Annotated in this window: 19 protein-coding genes; 13 read left to right on the plus strand and 6 right to left on the minus strand. The window is 37.6% G+C overall.

The window, feature by feature from the left end; genetic code table 11:
* Positions 1 to 260 precede the first annotated feature (260 nt).
* The 6 genes from DHW03_RS01850 (at position 261) to DHW03_RS01880 (ending at position 12,182) form a co-directional block, all read left to right on the plus strand.
* On the plus strand, positions 261 to 3,836 hold the full coding sequence (locus DHW03_RS01850) for a SusC/RagA family TonB-linked outer membrane protein (protein ID WP_165825341.1): 3,576 nt from the start codon (positions 261 to 263) through the stop codon (positions 3,834 to 3,836).
* A 16-nt stretch (positions 3,837 to 3,852) separates the two neighbouring features.
* Entirely contained in the window at positions 3,853 to 5,268 is a 1,416-nt protein-coding gene (locus tag DHW03_RS01855; RefSeq protein ID WP_109924050.1) for a RagB/SusD family nutrient uptake outer membrane protein, read from the plus strand.
* Positions 5,269 to 5,349: 81 nt separating this feature from the next.
* Complete coding sequence (locus DHW03_RS01860; RefSeq protein ID WP_109924051.1) at positions 5,350 to 6,477, plus strand: TlpA disulfide reductase family protein; 1,128 nt, start codon at positions 5,350 to 5,352, stop codon at positions 6,475 to 6,477.
* 4 nt (positions 6,478 to 6,481) lie between these two features.
* Positions 6,482 to 7,606 carry a TlpA disulfide reductase family protein gene (locus DHW03_RS01865; RefSeq protein WP_109924052.1) on the plus strand — a complete coding sequence of 375 codons (1,125 nt, stop codon included), beginning with the start codon at positions 6,482 to 6,484 and terminating at the stop codon, positions 7,604 to 7,606.
* A 588-nt stretch (positions 7,607 to 8,194) separates the two neighbouring features.
* Positions 8,195 to 11,389 carry a glycoside hydrolase family 2 TIM barrel-domain containing protein gene (locus tag DHW03_RS01875; protein WP_205940954.1) on the plus strand — a complete coding sequence of 1,065 codons (3,195 nt, stop codon included), beginning with the start codon at positions 8,195 to 8,197 and terminating at the stop codon, positions 11,387 to 11,389.
* A 430-nt stretch (positions 11,390 to 11,819) separates the two neighbouring features.
* Entirely contained in the window at positions 11,820 to 12,182 is a 363-nt protein-coding gene (locus DHW03_RS01880; RefSeq protein WP_165825342.1) for a response regulator, read from the plus strand.
* Between the two features lie 60 nt (positions 12,183 to 12,242).
* Here DHW03_RS01880 and DHW03_RS01885 read toward each other — a convergent pair whose 3' ends face one another.
* Together DHW03_RS01885 and DHW03_RS01895 are read right to left on the minus strand one after the other, a co-directional pair.
* Positions 12,243 to 12,794 carry a DNA-3-methyladenine glycosylase I gene (locus DHW03_RS01885; protein ID WP_109924056.1) on the minus strand — a complete coding sequence of 184 codons (552 nt, stop codon included), beginning with the start codon at positions 12,792 to 12,794 and terminating at the stop codon, positions 12,243 to 12,245.
* Between the two features lie 665 nt (positions 12,795 to 13,459).
* Positions 13,460 to 14,422: a GlxA family transcriptional regulator gene (locus tag DHW03_RS01895; protein WP_109924058.1), complete on the minus strand. Its 963-nt coding sequence runs from the start codon at positions 14,420 to 14,422 to the stop codon at positions 13,460 to 13,462.
* Between the two features lie 128 nt (positions 14,423 to 14,550).
* Between DHW03_RS01895 and DHW03_RS01900 the strand changes: the two genes are divergently transcribed.
* The 5 genes from DHW03_RS01900 to DHW03_RS01920 all read left to right on the plus strand — a co-directional run bounded on the left by DHW03_RS01900 (position 14,551) and on the right by DHW03_RS01920 (position 17,562).
* Positions 14,551 to 15,045, plus strand: coding sequence for a DinB family protein (locus tag DHW03_RS01900; RefSeq protein WP_109924059.1), 495 nt, complete (start codon positions 14,551 to 14,553; stop codon positions 15,043 to 15,045).
* A 10-nt stretch (positions 15,046 to 15,055) separates the two neighbouring features.
* The gene (locus DHW03_RS01905) at positions 15,056 to 15,436 is read left to right on the plus strand and encodes a DUF1801 domain-containing protein (RefSeq protein ID WP_109924060.1); all 381 of its coding nucleotides are present in this window, start codon (positions 15,056 to 15,058) and stop codon (positions 15,434 to 15,436) included.
* A gap of 190 nt (positions 15,437 to 15,626) precedes the next feature.
* On the plus strand, positions 15,627 to 16,007 hold the full coding sequence (locus tag DHW03_RS01910; protein ID WP_109924061.1) for a DoxX family membrane protein: 381 nt from the start codon (positions 15,627 to 15,629) through the stop codon (positions 16,005 to 16,007).
* 95 nt (positions 16,008 to 16,102) lie between these two features.
* Positions 16,103 to 16,534: a DUF2147 domain-containing protein gene (locus DHW03_RS01915; RefSeq protein ID WP_109924062.1), complete on the plus strand. Its 432-nt coding sequence runs from the start codon at positions 16,103 to 16,105 to the stop codon at positions 16,532 to 16,534.
* Between the two features lie 8 nt (positions 16,535 to 16,542).
* Positions 16,543 to 17,562 (plus strand): WD40/YVTN/BNR-like repeat-containing protein, encoded by a 1,020-nt coding sequence (locus tag DHW03_RS01920; RefSeq protein WP_165825343.1) that lies wholly within the window; start codon positions 16,543 to 16,545, stop codon positions 17,560 to 17,562.
* A 136-nt stretch (positions 17,563 to 17,698) separates the two neighbouring features.
* On the opposite strand, the gene DHW03_RS01925 is transcribed toward DHW03_RS01920, so the two are convergent.
* A complete protein-coding gene (locus tag DHW03_RS01925; protein WP_240618440.1) occupies positions 17,699 to 19,246 on the minus strand; it encodes a hypothetical protein in 1,548 nt (515 codons plus the stop codon).
* Positions 19,247 to 19,498: 252 nt separating this feature from the next.
* Between DHW03_RS01925 and DHW03_RS01930 the strand changes: the two genes are divergently transcribed.
* On the plus strand, positions 19,499 to 20,314 hold the full coding sequence (locus tag DHW03_RS01930; RefSeq protein WP_109924064.1) for a TerC family protein: 816 nt from the start codon (positions 19,499 to 19,501) through the stop codon (positions 20,312 to 20,314).
* A gap of 54 nt (positions 20,315 to 20,368) precedes the next feature.
* On the opposite strand, the gene DHW03_RS01935 is transcribed toward DHW03_RS01930, so the two are convergent.
* On the minus strand, positions 20,369 to 21,232 hold the full coding sequence (locus tag DHW03_RS01935) for a dienelactone hydrolase family protein (protein ID WP_109924065.1): 864 nt from the start codon (positions 21,230 to 21,232) through the stop codon (positions 20,369 to 20,371).
* Positions 21,233 to 21,435: 203 nt separating this feature from the next.
* Between DHW03_RS01935 and DHW03_RS01940 the strand changes: the two genes are divergently transcribed.
* Positions 21,436 to 22,029 carry a 2OG-Fe(II) oxygenase gene (locus DHW03_RS01940; protein WP_109924066.1) on the plus strand — a complete coding sequence of 198 codons (594 nt, stop codon included), beginning with the start codon at positions 21,436 to 21,438 and terminating at the stop codon, positions 22,027 to 22,029.
* A 255-nt stretch (positions 22,030 to 22,284) separates the two neighbouring features.
* Here the strand turns inward: DHW03_RS01940 and DHW03_RS01945 are convergent, their stop codons facing one another.
* Positions 22,285 to 22,704 carry an SRPBCC family protein gene (locus DHW03_RS01945; RefSeq protein ID WP_109924067.1) on the minus strand — a complete coding sequence of 140 codons (420 nt, stop codon included), beginning with the start codon at positions 22,702 to 22,704 and terminating at the stop codon, positions 22,285 to 22,287.
* Between the two features lie 153 nt (positions 22,705 to 22,857).
* Entirely contained in the window at positions 22,858 to 23,019 is a 162-nt protein-coding gene (locus DHW03_RS19225) for a hypothetical protein (RefSeq protein WP_165825344.1), read from the minus strand.
* Positions 23,020 to 23,193 lie beyond the last annotated feature (174 nt).

Raw genomic sequence — 23,193 nt, forward strand, 5'->3', positions numbered from 1 at the left:
AAAAATTCCCTAGCTATTTTTAAAAAAAAGGACTTTAATCGCAAGCAAGAGTAGGATCTCGCTTAAGCAATCAAAGCCCTTTAAATCTGCATTGCAGAAACATTGATCAAACAAATTATTTCTTAACCCTGGTGTTGTGTTTGCCGACTAAAACAGTCACAACACCATACAGATAATCAAAACTAAGCAATATTGTGTGTTAATACAATATCGACCTTTTATTCATCGGTTGCTTAGCTGGTTGTCATAAAATGATGAATATGTATAGAAATTTTACTCGAATTATGAAGCTCACTACATTCATTCTGATTGTCTCCATGATGCAAGTAAGTGCTGCGGGATTTGCGCAGCGACTGAACCTAAAAAAGAATAGTATCTCTTTAGAAAAAGTGTTTTTAGAGATTCGAAAACAAACAGGCTATGATGTGTTTTTTGAGAATACTAAACTCAAAACATCAACGCTCATTAATGCCGATTTTGACAATGCTACACTAGAAACAGTGATGAATAAAATCATTGGCACCAATCCTTTGGCATATACCATAAGCGATAAAACCATCGTATTGCGTGATAAAGAAACGGGATTTTTAGAAAAAATTACCAATTATTTTAATAGGGCCGATGTACGTGGTAGGGTGGTCGATTCTACGGGAATGCCTCTTCCAGGCGCCAATATTCGCCTTAAAAATGGAAAGGCCAGTGTATATTCCAACAGCAATGGAGAATTTACAATGACTGGGGTAGATCCTGGTTCGATTATCGTAATAACATATATCGGCTATTTAACAAGAGAAGTAACGGTTACGGCAGAAAATGCAAACAACTTGCGCGTGGTTATGGCTTTTGATACCAATAAACTTGCCGAGGTGGCCATTGTTTCCAACGGCTATCAAACCATAAGTAAAGAACGTTCTGCAGGTTCATTCACATCTGTAGATATGAATGTAGTTTCCAACCGCAGTACATCAATGAACGTTTTGCAAAGTTTAGATGGTTTAGTACCAGGCTTGGTTGTAAATAACGCACCGAATCGAAGTCAATTGCTTATTCGTGGAATTTCTACTACGGGCGGTACAACAGGTACAGGAACCACTGCGCAGCCACTTTATGTTGTAGATGGCTTAGCTGTGCCCATTATCACCGCTAATGATAATATCCCTGATATTGTGCTAAGTATCAATCCACAAGATGTTGAAAGCATAACTGTGTTAAAGGATGCAACAGCGGCGTCCATTTGGGGTGCTAGAGCGGCAAATGGTGTAATTGTCATCACCACCAAAAAAGGAAAGTTTGGAAGCAAGTTGAGGATTAACTATAATGGCTTCGTTAACTTTCAAGGGAAACCAGATTTAGACTACGCAAATTTATTAAACTCACGTCAGTTTGTAGAAACAGCAAAAGAAATTTTTACCCCAGCTTATTTTGCTCAATATCCATATGCAACTGTAAATACAGTGATAGGAGGTGGCATCTATCCTCTAGAGTATCTGTACTACAACAATGGCTTTGCGCCAAGTCAAACGCAACTAGATGCTTTAGCCAATACCGATAACCGTCAGCAAATTAAAGACTTACTATATCGCGATGCGATGTTAAGCAACCATTCTATCTCGCTCACAGGTGGAAGTGACAAATATGCATTTTATGGCTCTGCAACCTATACCAATACGGTGAGCAGTGTTCCAGGAGAGAAAAATAATACCTATAAAATTAATGTAAATCAAGACTTTAAGATAAACAAAGCTTTAAGTCTGCATTTATTAACAGACTTTACGAACTTAAGAAGTTCATCTAAAAGAAATCCTCAATCGGGAAGTTCAGATATAGATTATTTTTTTACCCCATATCAACTCTTTCAAGATGCGAGTGGAAACAATCTATCCATCCCTTTTATGACGGGTTATTCAAACGATGTTTTAACAAATGCACAAGCCAGGAGCAGAATTAACCTCGATTATAACCCTTTAAATGAGTTCGAATATGGCAATACCCTTAGAGATGGTTTACTGGCTCGAATTAACGGTGGCTTTAAACTAAATATTATCAAAGGCTTGCGTGCAGAAGGAACCTATGGGTACATTAAAGGAAAAAATAAAGTAAGAGATTATGAAAGTCCGCAAAGCTATACGGTACGTAAAGAAGTTGCCACTTTCACGGTAGCAGCCGATCCGACTGTTGTACCTAAATATTACTTACCCAATACTACATCTCCGCTCTCAGGCGGAAGATTAACCAATTTGAATGGCGAGCAAACCAAATGGGACATTAGGCATCAATTAATTTACGATTTAAACATGGGAAAACATGCCCTCACCGTGTTGGCGGGGCAAGAAGCACAAGAACAATTTTCGAGCAGTACAACAACAAGGGTAAGAGGCTTTGACGATATACTACTAACATCACAAACCGTTGATTTTGTAACCATTGGCGCGTTACTACCCAACACAGTTTTACCAAATTTTAGTAGCGTTGGCAGTACAATGGCAAACGATTCTTTCTCCACCAATGAAACAACTTCTCGTTATACGTCTTACTATGCAAACTTAGGCTATACCTATAACAGCAAATATACTTTTAATGCCAGCTGGAGGAATGATCAAAGTAATTTATTTGGCAAAGATAAAGCTGCGCAAAATAAACCCATTTATGCCTTCGGTGGAAAATGGACCATCAGTAATGAAGAATTTATGAAACCTGTAGCCTGGATTCAATCCTTGGCCCTACGTGCTACCTATGGCATAACAGGTAACTCCCCAGAAGTCGGGATTGCTGCTTCACAGGATATTATTAGAGGATCAAGCAGCCCATTTTTTCAGGGCAATACGGGTACCTCAATCGTAACGCCTGGCAATCCTGATTTATCTTGGGAGCGTACAGCAACCACCAATTTAGGTCTTGATTTTTCAATTTTAAGAAATCGATTATCAGCAAGTATAGATGTGTACGATAAAAAATCAACAAACTTGTTGGGAATCATTTTCCCAAATAGTTTTACAGGCTTCCCATTAGGAATTACAGGTAATCAAGGTACCATTACCAATAAAGGCATCGAAGTAAACCTAAGTTCTGAAAACATCAGAAGTCAAAACTTCAACTGGCAAACCAGATGGACATTTGCCTACAACAAAAGTACAATGGTCGAAATTTCTAATTTCACGCAAGCCACAACAGGTGCCGCACAAGTAAATGCCTCTATCAAGCTGGGCTATCCGGCATATGCGTTGTTTGCCTACCAATATGGTGGGCTCGATAATACTGGTGCCCCACAAGTAATTTTAGCAGATGGTAGCGTCAGTAAAAATCCAACCATAACCAAAGCCGATGATTTATTGTACATGGGTACACAACAACCAGTTTATAATGGTGGCTTAACCAATAATTTCCAGTACAAAAACTTCACCTTATCTGCAAATATGGTCTATAACTTGGGCCATGTAATGAGAAGGCCACGCAATCTTTCTTATGGAGGTCAATTTAGAAGAAACGTTTCCGTTGATTTCCTTAGCAGATGGAAGGTGCCTGGTGATGAAGCATTTACAGATATACCAGCCTTCAGAACAACCAGCACACCAGCAGTAGAAACCAACTATTTTACTTTGGGCGATGTAAACGTAATAAGTGCCTCTTTCGTCAAGCTTCGCGACATTACTTTATTTTATGATTTGCCTAAATTCTTGGCAAGTAAAATTAAAGCACAAGGCGTAACCTTTAGAGCGCAGGTTTCCAACGTTATGTTGTGGACAAAAAACAAATACGGTGTAGATCCTGAATTTTTAGGGGCAGTTGCACCATACAACCAAAATACATTCACTATTGGCGCCAATATTTCACTTTAAACATCAAAAGAAAAGAATGAAAAATTTATATCAATACACTATAAAATTCATGCTGGTTGCACTTTTGGTAACCGTATTGGGATCATGCAAGAAATCTTTTTTAGAAATTTTGCCAAAAGGAAGGATCATAGCATCCAAAACAACCGACTACGACTTGATGCTTAATAATCTAGACCTAATCAACTCCAGCCATGATGGGCAGTTGTATTTGGGTGATGAGGTGGCGGCGCTTGAACCGAATTGGACAGGAGCTAGTTTTAGAGAAAAACAATTGTTTAAATATGAAGGCGATCTTTATACAGCTGATGAAGATGCAAAAGAAACCCTCGTACCACTAAAGGCCCTGTACATTTATAACAAAATCATTAATGAAGTTCCAGAATCAACCGGGGGCACGGACATAAGCAAAAAAAATGTCGAAGCAGAAGCGCGAGTGGGAAGAGCCTGGACTTATTTTCTGTTGATTAATTATTTTGGCAAACCATACAATGCAGCCACTGCAGCTACTGACCCGGGTTTTCCGTTAATTACAGAGGCTGATGTTACCAGGAAAGATTTCGAGCGTGTAAGCGTTCAAGAAATTTACAACTTAATTTTAAATGATTTAAATACAGCCATTCCAAATTTGATTAACACAGGTGTGGTTTGGCGTGGTCGGGTATGTAAAGCCACCGCAAAAGGCCTGTTAGCAAAGGTTTATATGACCATGGGAAGATATACGGAAGCGTTGCCATTACTGGATGAGTCCATAAGTGGTGTTACTGGGCCGGGTGCTGCGGTTACGGTAAGTCTTTATAATTACAACACAGCTTTCCCAGGCTTTCCTACAGCCGTTAACGATTTTGAAAGCCTGTACACTAAAAACACAACAAACCTTTTAGTGGTTACATCAAACAGAACATTTTGGCTCACAGCAGAGGCCTCAGCGCTTTTTGATCCGGCCGATTTACGTTTGGTAGCTTCAAATTACACCTCAACCACTTTACCAAATGGCGTAAAGCTGCTTAAAAGAATAGGTACAAGTGTGAGCAACTTGGGTGTTCGATTATCTGATTTGTATTTAATGCGAGCAGAAGTGAAAGCCCGCCTAAATGATTTAACAGGGGCGGTGAATGATGTAGTGTTTTTACGTCAAAATCGTTTGCCAGCTGGTAAACAAGCAGTGCCTGCAGGTATTGCTGGGGCGAAGATGCCCCTTATTCAATTCATTCTCGAAGAACGCATCCGCGAATTTGCCCTGCAAGGCCACCGATGGTATGATATGCGGAGACTTTCAGTTGATCCTTTATTTACCACTCCAACCTATCAGCATAAAGTTTACAATACAACAGGTGTGGTATCAGAAACTTTTACTTTAAAGCCTGAGCGTTTTGTGTTTCGCTTCTCGCCGAAAGTTTTAGGCGAAAACCCAGGTCTGGTTAATAATCCATAAATAAAAATATAGAAGATTGCAGGTTTGGCAAAATGAGTTTAGCTGAGCCTGCAATCTTCTGATCACTCAAAATAAATATCCATGAAAAGAATACTCTTTCTGCTTGCGCTTTTGCCAGGGTTGGTTAAAGCACAAAATGCATATACCATTTCAGGCAGCGTTCTGGAAATTAAAGAACCTGCCAAGGCCTATCTAGCCATGTACACAGCCGCCGGATTTAAGGATGTTGATTCAACAGAAATTAAGAATGGCAATTTTCTATTTAGAGGCACTGTAGCAGAACCACAATCTGCAATTATTGCCATCAGGAGAAATGGAGCAAAATATTCTGGCTCGCAAAATGATTATCAATCGTTTTTTATTGAAAACTCAAATATTACCATTGTTGGAAAAGATTCTATTAAAGACGCCATTATAAAGGGCTCAGTTTCTAATCAAGAAAATCGTGAACAAGAGGAAATGGTTAGGCCACTTATCAATAACATTATCAGTCTTCAAAACCGCTACGGAAAAAAAACAATTGAAGGCGTTTATCTGAAATCGGCAGAAGAGCGCAAAAAAGCTGGAGACAGTATCCAAAACTTTGTATCGGCCATTAAAGCCATCCATGTAAAGTTCGCAGAAACACATCTGAATTCATTCATGGGGCTTTACACCTATAATTTATATGTGCTGGATAGTAAATTTGATCCTGCACAGGTAGAACCCTTGTTTAAGAAGTTTTCAGCCTCCCTACAATCATCGCCATTAGGTACAAGAACAGCAGAGAAAATAGAGATTGGCAAACGCAAGCAGGCAGGTGTGAAAGCTACGGATTTTACTCAGATGGATATGAACGGAAAACCCTTTACCCTGTCTTCTTTAAGAGGAAAATATGTGCTTGTTGATTTCTGGGCGAGCTGGTGTGTGCCATGTCGTGCAGAAAACCCTTATGTAGTGAAAGCTTACAATGCATTAAAAGATAAAAACTTCGAAATTGTTAGCGTTTCTTTAGATCAAGGCAAAGCCGCTTGGCTAGCAGCTATAAAAGCAGATGGTATGCCGTGGATCCATGTAAGCGATCTCAAATACTGGAAAAATGCAGTCGCAGAAATGTATGGCATTTCCTCCGTTCCACAAAATATTTTAATTAATCCTGAAGGTGTAATCATTGCCAAAAATTTAAGAGGGGATGATTTGCTCAACAAAATACAAGCCTACATAAAATAACACGATGAAAAACAAAATCATTCTCTATTCAATATTGGCATTAACCACTACCGCGGTTAGCGCTCAAGATCAATTTAAAATTATTGGCAAAATACCTCAAGTCGGAAACGAGAAGATGATTTTACTAAACTACATCAACAGCGAAGGAAAAAATGCCAAAGACAGTGTAATTGTTAAAAATGGTGAGTTTACCATAAGTGGAACTACCGCCTATGGTAATAAAGCTTATTTAACCTTGTTTCCAGTAAAAAGAGAACCTAAAAGCAGAAGTTTTGATTACATAGATTTCTATTTAGAAAAGGGTACCTACAATATAACCACTAATGATAGCCTTGTGCGAGCAAAAATTGTAGGCACAAAGGTGCAACAAGATTACATGGACTACAATGCCCAAACGGCCGATCTTTTAAATCAGTTTAAAGAGATCAGCGCACGATTTGCAAAAGTATATTACGCAAAAGTTAAAGATACAATAGCCATCAAGACCATTCAGGCAGAAGCCAGACCAGTACATGCCAAAATAGAGGCGGCTTTAGATGCTTTTATTTTCAGTCATCCCGATTCATACGTTACTGCCGATTTAATTTTAGCTAACAAAATGATGGTGATTGACGTCGTAAAATTTGAACCTTACTACAAAGCCATGAGCAAAAGAGTGCTCTCAGGCTTCAGTGGTAGAAAGATTACAGATAAATACAATAAGGCAAGGCAATTTGCCGTAGGTAAAGTAATTGATTTTACGCTTCCTGATGCAAAAGGGAATGAATTTCGACTCTCGTCGCTAAAAGGAAAATATGTGTTGGTAGATTTTTGGGCCAGCTGGTGTGTGCCTTGTCGCGCAGAAAATCCTTTTTTACTTAAAGCTTACGCTGAGCTTAAAGATAAGAACTTTGAAATAGTAGGCGTTTCCTTAGATGATAAGCGAGCCAATTGGATGAAAGCCGTAGAAACAGATAAATTACCGTGGACACAAGTTAGTGATGTAAAAGGCTTCCAAACTGAAGTTGCTGTCCGTTTTGGCATTACTGCAATTCCGCAAAATGTGCTTTTAGATCCTCAAGGTAAGGTAATTGCCAAAGATTTGAGGGGAGAAAATGTTAATAAACTAATTGCTTCCTACATCAAATAACAATACCATTTGCGAATGCTCAATCATCAGTATTGACCATTCGCAAATTTCTATTTTCCGATTGTTCTGAACTTCTTGATTTAAGTTTATAGCCGCTAATGAAGGAGTTGATCAAATTGGAAAACAACTTTTTCTTATCCATCGCTAGGCTTGTTTGTGTTTTATACTTTTGAATTTCCGTTTTCAAATTTGCCCAAATTCGTTTTTCCTCATTCATATCTTTTCCTCCCTATTGTTTAATTAATAGCCATGTAAGCGATTAACTTTCAGTGTATTGCAAACGTCAAGCCAATCCTCATCATACCCCTTTAAAGAGTATTAGATTAAGATATTAAAATTGGCACTCATTTTTTATTGCTATTATAGTCCTAAAAACAAGACTAAACACGCTATGTAAATTTTTTAGTGTGATAAGATGAGTATGTACAATTTATGAGGAAAAAATGTATTTTTGGTCCATCTATTAAAACGATTTACTAGTTTAGTTTGAGCAGTTTATTACATTCGCAATTCCGAAAATTGAAGTCTCCTAGAATGCTCACTAGTAACCAGTAAAAACAATAAAATCTAAACCAAACGTAAACACACATGATGAGCAAAGTCAATTTCAGGCACATTTTCGTACATGCATTTATCGTATTATCTACTTACTGCGCTGGCCAAGCTAACGCACAAAGTAAGGAGAGTAATTTCTTGTCAAAACAAGACACCGCTTTCGTACCTACCGAAATAGAGGATCCAGAAAATATTGGGATTAATAAAGAGCCAGCGCATGCAACCCTCATGCCTTATGCTAACCTAAAACAAGCACTGGCAGCTAATAGACAAGCATCTACTTACAGTAAAAGCTTAAACGGCATGTGGAAATTTAATTGGGTAGATTGGCCACAAAAGCGCCCAGTCGATTTTTATAAACCAGCCTACAATGTTTCAGGTTGGAAAGAGATAAAGGTGCCTTCCAATTTTCAGGTAGAAGGCTATGGCACACCTTATTACAGCAATTACAATTACATCTTTCAGAAAGATTTTCCAAAAGTAATGAGTACCCCTCCCGAAAGATTCACAGCTTATAAAGAAAGGAATCCAGTGGGTAGTTACCGCCGAGATTTTACCGTACCTGTAGCATGGAAAGGGCGCAAAGTATTTATCAGTTTCGATGGTGTGGATGCCGGCTTTTTTATCTGGGTGAATGGACGCAAAGTTGGCTATAGCGTGAACAGCAGGAACGTTGCAGAGTTCGAGCTCACAAAATATTTGCAATCCGGTAAAAATACTTTGGCCGTTGAGGTTTACCGCTTCACTTCTGGCAGTTATCTGGAAGATCAGGATATGTGGCGTTTAAGCGGGATTTTTAGAAATGTTACCTTATGGAGTACACCGCAAGAACACATTCGAGATTTCTTTGTAAAAACCAATTTCGATTCACAATTTACGAATGCAGAAGTAACCGTTACCACTAAAATAAAAAATTATGGAAACACCAATACGAAACCAAAAACCGTAGAAGCACTTCTATACAATGGAACAGTAATCGTTTCAGGATCATCAAATAAGAAAACAATACCCGCTTTAAAACCAGGGGAAGAAGTGTCTGTAGATCTTAAGTTTAAAGTTGCCAAACCTGAAAAATGGACGGCAGAAACACCAAAACTTTATACCACAGTTGTTAAACTTAAAGAAGGAAGCAAAGATGTTGAAATTCTTTCGGCCAAAACAGGATTCCGCCAAATTGAAATTAAAGGAAGGCTTTTCTTGGTTAATGGAGTTCCAATTAAGCTAAAAGGGGTAAACCGCCACGAAAATTGGCCAGATGTTGGCCATGCGGTAACAGAAGCACAGATGATTCAAGATATTCTATTAATTAAGCAAGCCAACTGTAACCATGTTCGTACCTGCCATTATTCAGATGACCCCCGTTGGTATGAGCTGTGTGATGAGTACGGGCTTTATCTTGTTGCCGAAGCAAACGTTGAATGTCATGGTGCAATGAACGAATTTAATGACGACCCAAGAATTAAAGCGGCCATCATCGACCGAAATGTTGCCAATACTGAAAATTTCAAAAATCACGCATCTGTGGTGATTTGGTCTTTAGGAAATGAAAATGGCAGTGGAGGCGTAAATTTTAGAGCAGCTTTGAAGGCGATCAAAGAAATTGACCCAACAAGACCAACGCATTACGAAGGATTCGGAATTGGAAAAAATAACCCCGCCGACATAGATAGTCAGATGTACACTGACGTTGCAAGCTTAGAAAGACATGCCAAGGATGAAAAATTAAGTAAACCTTTTTATCTGTGCGAATATGCGCATGCCATGTTCAATTCTATGGGCTCTGTTGATATTTACAACGATCTTTTCGATCAATATCCTTCCTTATTGGGCGGTGCAATTTGGGAATGGCAAGATCAAGGGATTTACAACAACAGAGATCCAAAACATCCAATTACCGCATTTGGGGGAGGCTTTGGCGAATATCCAAACGACCAATACTTTATTCATAAGGGTGTTGTATTTTCCGACCGATCTTTAAAGCCGCATTATCCTGAGTTGAAACATGCCTATCAATGGATTAGCATCAAGGCAAAGGATCTAAAAAGCGGAATAGTAACCATTAAAAACCGTTATCAATTCACCAATACAGCCGAACTGGCAGGTAAATGGGAACTTACTGAAAATGGAGAAACGCTATCTTCAGGCCTGTTTAATTCTGGATCAATTCTTCCAGGAAAAGAAAAAGATATAAAAATTCCATACCAATGTACACCTAAAGCGGGTGCTGAATATTTCTTGAGAATATCTTTTCACTTATCAACGGATCAAAACTGGGCAAAAAAAGGTTTTGAAGTTGCATCACAACAATTTGAGCTCCCAATTTCGGTTCCGCAACAGACAGCTGCTCTTTCGGGAATCTTATCCATGACTGATTCAAAAGATTTAATTGTTGTGGAGGGGAGTAATTTCCAGCTTGAATTTGATAAGAGTAAAGGTACTTTTTCTAAAATGGAAAAGAATGGAAAGAATCTGCTTCAAAATAATGGTGGCCCAATGCTTCACCTATGGCGTGCTCCACACCGCAAAGATGATATGTGGGCCTACGATGATTGGATGAAAAAGGGTTTAAAATCAATTAGTTGGGTCACAAATAGTGTTAAGGCCACTCAACTCAGTAATCAACTGGTAGAAATTAAGGTGAACTTAACTGGAACGGGTAAGGACAAATTTACCGTCCACCACAATATTGTTTATACAGTGAACAGTATGGGGCTAATTAATGCTGTAAACGATGTTGATTTTAGTGATCCAAAGCTCATTTTAGCGAAAATTGGTGTGCGCTTGTTTCTAAAGCAAGACTTGGATCATTTTGATTACCTAGGTCGTGGGCCGATGGAAAATTACGCAGATCGAAAAAGTGGATTTGATATCGGCCACTTTTTCAGCTCGGTAAACGAACAAATGACACCTTACGAAAAGCCAATGGAAAGCGGAAACCATGAAGATGTACGTTGGGCAAATATTAAAACAACGAGTGGATTAGGCCTTAGCATAAAGCAGGGAGAAGACTTGTTTCAGGTTGCCGCATTGCCTTATAGCGATGAAGAAATGGAAAATATAGAATACAAAATCGATTTGCCTAAAAGCAAAGGAACGGTTTTATCCATCAGCCATAAAACACTAGGGGTGGGGTCTTGGGGCTGCGGTCCGAAACCACTTGAACCTTACATGGTTTACGCAAAACCCACCACGTTCAGTTACCAAATTTTACTAACCGACAAAAAATAGCAAAAACCACAATCGTTCTAACGCTCCATACTGTAAATCAAAAACCTCTGATTATTTTAGATTCAAGGGTTAAAATTGTTTGATAATTACTAAAAATTACTACTTGTTAAATAACCAAGTGCAGGAAGGAATTTCTCACTAATCAGATGTATTTGAAACGGATGCGAAAAGTGTAAAAATTTAAAGGAGCCACAACATCCATTGAGGCTCCTTATAGTTATATTATTAACTAAACTAAACTTTATATAAGACTGTAGAAACCCCAAAAAGTTGCATAAAATCGAAATTAAATTCTCGGGCGCCGTTTTTATAGTTGCCGAAGCAGGAGAATGTGAAGTATAGCTGAAGAAATATTAAGATGATTAGCAGAAAAAACCGTCATTTTAAATCGTCTTTAAACATTTTTAAAATTTATGTGTTATGCTAAATGATGATAAAAAAAATTCTCATTATTGATGATGACTCGGATCTTCAGGAAGTTTTTCCGTTGATGTTTGAAGGACAGAATTATCAAATAAAGGCGGCACTCCATATCGAAAACATTGAAGAAATCATCGCTGATTTTAAACCCGACATCATTCTTTTGGATATTTGGATTGATAGGGTGGATGGGCGTGTTGTTTGCAATTATTTGAAAAGTCATCAGTCCACCGCTCACATTCCAATTATTCTCATATCTGGTGTGCTCATAGATATTGATGACGTTAACTGCAGGCCAGAAGCCATTATTCAAAAACCTTTCGAAATAGCAGAAATTATTGGCCTTATAGATGAATTAACCCAATCTACTTGATGCATTGGTGTTCATCTCACTAAAGTTAAATACACAAATGCCAATACATAAATCAAGGCATTATTTCTTTAGCCACATTGGTTTCAGTTTTTCAATTTTTTTATTGATTAAGCAGGTTGGCGAATGTGCCCCGCCTAAGTAACCAATACTCATCAAAAATTCATTAACAATCTCTCCACCAGTAAATTTGAAGGTTTTTTTGAACAGCTTAACCCATTCTTCCTTGGTTTTAGGATGATGATGTTCGAGCCACTTCTCAAACGATCCAAATTCTTTCTGCAACGTAATAATAGATTTTGCATTCTCAATCGCAGCATTTACTTTTAAACGATTGCGGATAATTCCAGCATCATTTAGCAATCTAACTCGATCTTCTTCAGTATAATGGGCAACTTTTTGGATATCAAAGTGATCATAGGCCTGTCTGAATGCTGCTTCCTTTTTCAAAATCGTTTCCCAACTTAATCCGGCCTGATTAATTTCGAGAATCAAGCGCCCAAACAACTCATTATCATCATGTATCGGAAAACCATAATGATGATCGTGGTAATTTTTATGTAATGCCTTCCGCTCCTCAGGTTGCATGGTTTCGATATACTCGCAATAAGCCATAGTTAAAATTTGTTGATAGATTGTTTGGTGAATAAAGGCTAAGTTCTAAATTTTATTCAAATTCTAATGCCATCATTATTAAAATGATTTTGCAAGTAGCCATGGAACAAAGAAACAAAAATGGGGACAAAAATGCCATATTTAGGCGAGGACCTATTTTAGGCCTTTTAATACAAGTAGCACATGTACACTACATTCAGATTTACGAAAATACCCGAATTGGAAAGAATAAATTTCAACTGTGTTTAAAACCTCAGTTAAACGTATTATTTAGGAGAATGATGGTTTTAAAGAGAGCGCCATCATTTAAAATTCATCGTAATATCTTGGAATTTGTTCAGCAGTGTAATAGCAATACGAAATTAAAAAAAATGAGAATGCGTAAAATACTAGAACGGCTAATAGTAATGTGCTCATAAGAAATATAATTTGGTTAGGGATTATTTAAATGTTAAGTTATTATAAATTTTAACCAATAACGCATTTATTTTCAAAATGTTACTAACATTATTTTAAAACTTTTTCAAGGATATGCATCCGCGTTTAAGTAAGACTGCACATGTTGAAAATAGATGTAAGGCTATGCATACAAGGCCGAAGTTCATTTATATCCCTAATATTAGTAAAACGTTTACCTTGATAAAAGTGCTTTGATTACAATGGCGCTATTTTGCCTGAAACTTATCCCGATATTCAGATGGTGTCATGCCAACAGCTTTGCGAAAAACCTTCCTAAATGCCTTTGGGTCATTATATCCAGAGTTATAGATTACTTCCGTCATTTGCTGCGCCGTTTGTTCTAAAAGTTTTTTAGCGGCCTCAATTCTGGTTTGCTGTAAATATTCAATAGGTGTAATGCCAATTACTTGCTTAAATCGCCTCACAATATTTCTCCTGCTGGATGGAATGTCTTTAATCATTTCTTCAATTGTGGAAACATCCTGATAATTAAGCTCGATTTGTTCTTGTGCAGACGCCACGATTTCATCATTATGGTGCCTGAAAGGTTGAAAAGAGCTAAAATACGATTGGTTTTGCCTGTCCATATCGATGGCAAAAATTTTAGCCGCCTTTATGGCAATTTCTTTTCCGCATTGATTTTGGAGTATGTGCAAAAGCAAGTGGAATGATGATGTTGCACCACCGCTGGTAAAAAGCCGCCCATCTTGTGTTACCGTTTTATCAGGTTTTAATTTTACTGCCGGAAAAGCTTTAGCAAAAGCAGCGCATGCATCAACATGCGTTGTAGCTACTTTACCATCCAACAAACCCGTAGCGCCTAATAAAAACACACCCGTACAAACCGTAGCTATTTCTGCTTCTTTATGATATTGTTGAATTAACCAAGGGATAAATGAGCTGTTTAATGCAATAGATGCCTGCATGTTTTCAGTTGTAAAAGCAGGAATAACGATTAAGTTGTATACCTCGTTTTGGCCAATCCACTTTGATTTGTAGGTATTTAAAAACATTTCGGGTTGTACGTCCCCGTTTAAAAGAAAAATTTCATAGGGGAGTTCCAAGCCCTTTTCTTGGTGCAGTTTATTTGCCGTTTCAAAAACATCTAAAATGGCTGCAACGCTTAACAACTTATAATGCTGAGTGAGTAAAACACCTACTTTAATCATCTGGCTAGTAATTAGATGGTGTTAAATATATAAAAATTTGTCTTAAATACCCCCTAATATTGACTTTTACGGCAAGGGCATGTACCATATTTATCTGCTAATTTTACTAAACCCAACGAAACACGAGTATGGAAACCAAACCAAAAAGTAGTCGCCTGTACGGTATATTAGTTTTATTCGACATGCACTCAGATTTTTTAATACGAGCATTAGATGGAATACAAGAAGAAGATGCACAAAAAAGATTAGATACCAAAGCCAATCACATCGCTTGGATTACTGGAAGTGTGGTGCAAGGACGATATTTTTTGGCGCAATCATTTGGAATAGCGCTGAGTTCTGTTACCGATCAACTTTTCTCAAATAACAAAGGAATTGTTGATGATGCTCGTTATCCAAGTTTAAGCCAACTTAAGGAAGATTGGCAGAAAATTACTCCACTTCTCAAAGAGGCTCTAATACAAGCTACTGACGAAAAATTAGACGAAGCTTTTGAGATGCCCGGAATGGACATTACCCTATTCGATATGATTTCTTTTAGCACCTATCGTGAAGCAAACTGCATTGGTCAAATTGCCCTATGGCGCAGATTATTGGGTTATGCAGGTATGAATTACATGTAATCATAAATTGATGAAATCGAACAGAACCACCCTTTCAGGTCAGGAAGAAGTAAACCTGTACCTTTCTAATTTACAGCATCCATTTAAGGCTGAGGTGGAGTTATTGCGATCGATAATATTGAGTGCCGATGATAGACTAAAGCAAAGAATAAAGTGGAATGCGCCTAGTTTCTATTTTAATAAAGATTTAGGGGCATTCAATCTACGGGCAAAAGGCTATGTGCAAATCATTTTTGTTTTCTATGATGGAAACATGATCGAGAGTGAAGGACTGTTGCTAGGCAATTGGAGGGATAGGCGGGAGGCTAGATTTTACAGTTTAGAGGATATTCAAAATAAAACCATGCAACTTACGGCTTTCGTACAAGAGTGGATGAAAACAATAGATTAAATAAAAAAGTAATTGCTTTTTGAACAAAAAAACAAAGAAGAAGGCAGCAGAAATGCCAATTAATTAATCGGAATCCAAAGGATGGTTATTATGATTATAAAACAATCTAATTTAAAACGAGATCTATTTTCACTTCATTTTTTGTAAATTTAATTCAACCAAAACAAATATTTAACCAAAACTAAATTTTATGAAAATTGCAGTTATTATTGTGAGAGTACTTTTGGGCGCGCTCTTCGTGTTCGGAGCCGTTGCTTTCTTTTTCCACCTTCCAATGAAACAACCCGAATTATCTGCCGATCAGAAAACCTTTATGGCGGGTGCTATGGCATCAGTCTATTTATTCCCATTGATAAAAATTACCGAATTAATCTGTGGTTTAGCACTGCTCATTGGTCGTTTCGTTCCGCTGGCAGTGGTGGTTATTTTTCCAGTGAGTTTGAACATTTTACTTTATCACGTCTATTTAGGTCCGGCAGAATTACCAATGGCCATCGTTATTTTAATTGCCAATTTATTTTTGGCTTATGCTTATCGTAAAAATTACACGGCTCTACTTGCGGCAAAGTAATTTGGAAATTTTTTTGCTTTCTCATAATTTTTAAGGTTTTTTATTGTTATAAAGGTCAAATTACTATCTTTAAAAACACTAACTAAAAATTAATTATGAGAAAGCTTCCTTTTTTAATGCTGCTATTTGTTGCGATATCTTACAACGCAATTGCCCAAAGTAAAGACGCCATTGTAGGCAGATGGTTAAATCCTTCGGGAGAAGGGCAAATCGAAATTTATAAAAAAGGGGATAAATACTTTGGCAAATTGGCTTGGATGAAAGAACCGAATCTAAACGGTAAACCAAAAATGGACGCTAAAAACCCGGCTGAAAATCTTCAAAAAAGACCATTGCTTAATTTAGAAATATTGAAAGATTTTGTTTTTGAAGACGGAAAATGGACTGACGGAACAATTTATGATCCAAAAAGCGGAAAAACCTACAGTTGTAACATGACTTTAAAAGGTAACGATCTTCTAAATGTGCGTGGGTATGTTGGCATATCGCTTCTAGGGCGATCGGAAACCTTCAAAAGAGTCAAATAAACATACAAATGATAAAAAAAATAATCTGGTGCTTTTTAATAGCACCTTTTTTTTGCGCTGCGCAGAACTATTCTTTAAAACCGCTCAACCAAAATACCAAAACCAGTTTGCGTGGGCTAAATGTGGTGTCAAACGAAGTGGTTTGGGTGAGTGGCAGCAACGGCTCGGTTGGTAAAACTACCGATGGAGGTTTAAACTGGCAGTGGATAAAACCCAAAGGCTACGAAAAATTGGATTTTAGAGATATACAAGCTTTTGACAATCAGCAAGCTATAATTGTAAACGCAGGCTCTCCGGCATATATCCTTAAAACGGTAGATGGTGGTGAAACATGGACAGAAAGTTATAAAAATTTAGATTCCGCTATTTTTTTAGATGGAATGAGTTTCTGGGATAAGAATAAAGGAATCATTTTTGGCGATCCGATTCAGAACAAAATGCAGCTTTTAAAAACCACAGATGCCGGGAAAACCTGGACAGATATTTCAAGTAAATTAAAAATCTCACTCGCAAATGGGGAGGCTGGCTTTGCGGCCAGTGGAACAACAATTAAAACCTCAGCAGGGGGTAAGGTTTGGATTGCTACTGGCGGTATGGTATCAAATATCTATTATTCAGCTGATTATGGTGAAAGTTGGCAGGCATTCAAATGTCCGATTTTACAAGGCGAGAACAGTACAGGGCCATTTTCAATGGATTTTTATACGGATAAAATTGGTGTTGTAGTGGGCGGAAATTATGTAAAAGACAAAGAGAATAGTAATAACATACTACTCACCAATGATGGCGGTAAAACCTGGCGCAAACCGCAAAGCCCTGTGTATGGCTATCGGTCTGGGGTAACTTACATCAATAGTAAAACATTAATTGCAACAGGCACTTCTGGAACGGATGTTTCTACAGATGGAGGGAACACTTGGAAGCACATATCTGACCAAAGTTTCAACGCCGTGCAAAAGGCATCAAAAGGTAATTTGGTTATTCTTGCAGGAGAGAAGGGCGCTATTTATCAGCTGAAAATAAAATAAGCATAACCGTAAAAACAAATATTTACTAATTAGTAAAATCCCGAATTCAACGGCCATGTTGCAGGCTCCTTTAGCAGAATTGAAAAGTTAAATATTCGTGTAAAAGCACGGATAAAAGGCAAGCGATGAAGTTTTGTTAGCGCTTCTCAACAAAAATAGGGGTTTCAGAAACTTGCACTTTTAATTTGCCTTTAATGGTGTTTACTGTTCTACTCATCATTACATCTTTACCAGGCTGCAGGGTATGAATGATTGCCTGCTTAGAAGAGCCTAGATCGAGATTATACGTTGCAGTCCTACCTTTTTGATCTGGAATGGTCAACACATAGATTTCGTGCTGTTTAAGTTTGTACAAATCCACAATCGGATCGGCACTCAAAGTAGCTTGATAGAAGTAATTGCCTAACAGGTTTTTGGTCTGAAGCATATAATCTGCTGATGGTCTTCTGCTTAGGTTTCCATTTACAAATCCTGAAGAAGAATATTGAATGTGGCTTGTTGAATCCACATCATCCAACATATAAAACATGCACTTTTGCAAACTCTTTCTTGCATACAGGAGCGCTGTTCTTAAATTCCAATCGGCTTGGGTGATGGATGCTGTTTTCTTGCCAATGGCAATGGCACGTTGAGGGGTGTGTTCGCCAATATCATATCCTGTTTCTGTAATCCAAACAGGCACATTAGGCGTATTTTTCTCGGCCATCTGCATAAATTGATCGGCCACGTCACCAATATTTGATAATTCCGGCGCAACGCCCACAGTAGCCCGACCGTTATTTAAAAAGCCATTATTAGCATATAAGTGGTAGTTAATTACATCGAAGCATAAATCTACAGTGCCATCTTTCTTAAGTCCTCTATTTTTCTTACACCAGTTAATCATTTTGATTACGAAATCAGGATCAGCCGTGGCTAAACCACCCATTACCACAACGATATTGGGGTCAGCTGTTTTAACGCCTACATTTTTGCCCATTTTGCCTTTATTCCCATCGTAAAAGGCCGACATGTTAGCCGCGTACTCTTCCGGACTGAGCTGCGCCTGTTTACCTTTCCACCATTTATCCCGCTCGTTATCACATTCCATGTATTTAATAAATCCCAATCCAATTTTGATCACGTTGGCTTTGTCGCCATTCCAGCGCAAAGATTGATCGACGGTAACCAAACTGGAGTCGATGTTTTTATTAGAACCGTATCTAGCTGCAAACTGAAAACCCGCTTTGGCCTGAATTGCATATGATTCGGGTTTATTTCGATCTAAGCCATAAGGCGCCGGGACATTGTCATTCGCTCGCTGCTTTTCAGGATAGGTATTCATTAGCCAATCTGGGCAGTCTTTTAAATCAACCAAAACATCAATATTGGCCTCCTTTAACTTTTGATAGATTAAATCGTAATTCCATCCGCCATTTCTGTTGGGATTAAAGGTGTATTGGCCCTGCTTATGTTCAATTCTCATCCAATCGAGATAATGCCTGATACCAGAAAATGATTTCAATAGATTAAGCTTTTTTTCATCAATTAGATCTGGCCGATCTTGTTGTGTAACATCCCATTCAAAAGCATTAACGTGCAAGTAATTTTTAAAGGGAGAAGTAGATGCAGGCGAATTTTTTAAATCAGTGCTCACAACTGTAGAATTAACAAAATCATCAGCATTTTCTCCTCTGGTTTTCATTTTACATGCAAGGAGTACGAAAAAGAGGATTATGGCAAGGGTGAGATATTTCATGTGTAGGTGGAATGATTGGGCGTTTATTGTAAATCGTAACAATAATCGAATATAGGATAATTAACTGAATGGCAAGCTTTTGATTTGTTGAATTGGCCAGCAAATGGTTAAATGTACCAAAACCAAAACTTTCAGCAATGGGAATAATTTGTTTCTTTGCTTTACAAAGTTTAATTTGACGACTTTACGATTTAATCAATGGATTTCTTACACACGATTTTAGGCGACGACATTCAAGCCGGATTACTGATAGTTTTAAACTTAATTGTTATCGAAAGTTTGCTTTCAGTTGATAATGCAGCAGTTTTAGCCACTATGGTAATGGATTTACCAAAAGATCAACGAGATAAAGCGCTAAAATACGGAATAATTGGAGCTTATGTTTTTAGAGGTATTTGTTTATTTTTAGCCGCTTGGTTGGTTAAAATATGGTGGCTAAAACCTTTGGGTGGTTTGTATTTGCTGTACCTAGCTTTTGATTATTTTAGAAAGAAGAGTGCAAAAAATGATGATGCCGATGAAGAAGTTGATAAAAGTAAAAGCTGGATCTATAAATCTACAGTAGGTTTGATTGGAACTTTTTGGGCTACCGTTGCATTGGTAGAAGTAATGGATTTGGCTTTCTCCATTGATAATGTTTTTGCTGCGGTAGCTTTTACGGATCACATTTGGCTCATTTACATCGGGGTGTTTATCGGTATTTTAGCTATGCGCTTCGTGGCACAGGCATTTGTGAAGTTAATGGAGAAGTTTACGTTTCTAGAAACCGTAGCTTTTATTGTAATTGGTGTTTTAGGCATAAAGCTAACATCCTCGCTATACACCCATTTTCAACCTAGCTCGCCAATCTCTCATGCAATAGAGGGCGAAAAAACAGATCTCTTTGTATCTATCTTTACAGTTGCTATATTTGTAATCCCAGTATTAACTTCCCTATTCTTTAACTATCCCAAAAAAAATAAAAGCGATATCCAAATAGCCGATAAGGCTGAAGGGGTTTTAGAGCAATCTTGATGAAGCATCAAGCATTGCCCATTTTAACTCTTCAGTCAACCGAAAATTCAATGCCTATCTTGATAAGGTTGCCAACTTATTTTTAAAAAGATCCATTGTTCTTTGCCAAGCCAATTTCGCTGCGGCTTCATTATATCTGGTAGGTGAGGTGTTGTTGTTAAAAGCATGATTTACACCTTCGTAGATATAGAGTTTATAATCTATTTTATTGTCCTTCAAGGCTTGCTCATAGGCAGGAATGCCCGCATTAATACGTTCATCTAAACCCCCATAGTGAAGCATGATGCTTGATTTAATTTTGCCAACTTCCGCTGTAGCAGGTTGGGCACCATAATAGGCAACTGCTGCATTCAATTTCGGATCGTTTACCGCCAGTTTATTTGCCATTCCACCACCCCAACAAAAACCAATGCAGCCCACTTTTCCATTTCCATCTTTTCTGTTGCGTAAATAATCGAGTCCCTTCAAATAATTTTGTAAGTTTTTGTTTGGATCCAGCTTGCCAATCAATTCTCTGCCTTTATCCTCGTCAGTTGGTGTGCCGCCAAGTGGCGATAAAGCATCAATCCCGAGCGCAATAAAGCCTTCTGAAGCTACTCTTTTAGTTACATCGATGATATGAGGGTTCAAACCTCTGTTTTCGTGAATAACCACTACCGAACCCAAATTCTTTTTTCCCTTTGGTTTAGCTAGTACGGCTTTAATTTCTCCATCTACACCCGCATAGGTGATATTTTCAACGTCGATATCATCACTATTAAATTCTGCTGCTGCGGCATAATTATTTTCGAGCATGGGCAAAATGGTCATCGCTAAAGCCGTGCTGCCTGCAAGTATGGCAAGCTTTTTCATGAAATCTTTGCGATTGAGTTGGCTATGCGTGTATTGATCGTAAAGCGTAATAATTTTCTGGTCCATGGGGTTGATTTTGAATTATTTACCCAATATAAACATGCTTTGGGATATTTTATAATCGTATTCTAAAATTTACAAACGATTTCAATCCCTTTAACAAGTTTTCCTCAGTCGATTTAACAGATAGTTTAATGTATTAACAACATAATTAATCTACCTTACCAAGGTTATCGGCATTTGCTTTAAAAAGGTAATCGACATCTCATTTGGAGAAAATATTTGATGTGCTCATCGACAGTTTTGTTGAGCATGAGGTTGGTATCGCCAATCACTTTCTAAGTGTCTCTTTGGCGGCCCACCTAAAAGAAAATCTAGTTCACTTAATTCGGCAGGAAGAACTTCTTCCTGCAAAAATCGGGAACAATGAAACGAGCCATGAAGATAATCAGATTAGAAGTGATGTGATTTATTGGTTGGATAGAAAGCATGAGAATCAATATGAAAATGAATTCTTGGATGTGATGGATAGATTCGTAGTGTATTTAAACAGTACCTGCTACACTGGCATCACAGGTTATGAGTTTCATTACACACTTTATGAAAAGGGTGCCTACTACAAAAAGCACATCGATCAGTTTCAAAGCAACGGGAGCAGGAAATTTTCTATGGTTATGTATTTAAACGAAAATTGGATGGCTACAGATGGGGGAGAACTCTGCATACACCACGAAAATACACAACAGCATATTTCACCGGAAAACCGCAAGGGTGTATTTTTTAAAAGCGATGAACTGGAACACGAAGTTTTAATGACAAGTGTTCCCAGAATGAGCATAACTGGCTGGTTAAAAATTAATTAAGCTAAGTTCGGTTGAAGGTATAAGCGTGAAAGATCAAAGGCGATTGATACCCATTAAGATGCTGAAATAAATTCAGCATGACGGATTGTTTTTTCAGCAGGACGGATGGGTTCAAGGTATCGTCACACCGAACTTATTTCATTGTCTTTGTTTTTGAAAGATATTTGTTTATCCAAATTCAAATTAATTTATTTAATATATTGAATTCCAGATTGTTTTTTTTGAAGACCTCCGTCTGCACACCAAAACTTTAGATTAATTTTCTTCCGTATATTTCTTGAAATCATCTAAAATAGCTTGCCACCCGTCTTGTTGCATCTCCCTAGGATTCATTTGTTCAGGATCAAAAGTTTCTATAACATTTGTTTGATCTCCATTTCCTTCAAACACAATTTTTACTTTTCTACCATCTTCTATGGTATATTCAATGACTTTATTTTCTATTACGTTGGTATATGTCCCGCCAAAATCAAAACTCATACTGCCATCTCTTGCAGCCATTGTGGTTGAAAATTTGCCGCCACTACGCAAATCGTTTTCAGCCTTTGGTGCATGCCAATCTGGCGATGCAAAAGCCCATTGCGTAATGTGTTCTGGATTGGTCCAAAATTCCCAGACTTTTTCTATCGGAGCATTGACAATGACTTTAACTGTGATTGATGCGCTGTTTTCCATGTTTCTACTATTTAATTTATGAATGTAAAAATAACACAACTTTAGCCAGCTGAAAAGGGCATATGCGACAATTTAAGGGTGTAAATTTACAATTTAGATAAAAAAAAGCCATTCATATATGCTATGAATGGCTGTGGATTATTTTTTGATGTATTATTTCTTGATGATGGATATGCTTCTCCCATTCACTAAAACCACGTAGTATTTATCGTTATCTACCAATTTTTGTACGGTGATGGAATTTTCATCAGAATCTTTTTGATCTTGACCAAATTTTATGAGCGCTGGTTGCGATTTATAATAGGTTACGTCCATGATGAAATATATTTGATTATAATTATTAAACGAATTAATAGCGTAAATGTTTTAAACACAGCGAATTAATTCAACATCGTATTGCGCTTGGCTAGAAAAACTTATTTATATAACGTAAGTCATACACGATATAGTACAAGTTAGGAGATAAATCGGTTTCCAATTGGTGTAATG

It is taken from the genome of Pedobacter yonginensis, assembly GCF_003173595.1.
GTDB classification, from domain to species: domain Bacteria; phylum Bacteroidota; class Bacteroidia; order Sphingobacteriales; family Sphingobacteriaceae; genus Pedobacter; species Pedobacter yonginense.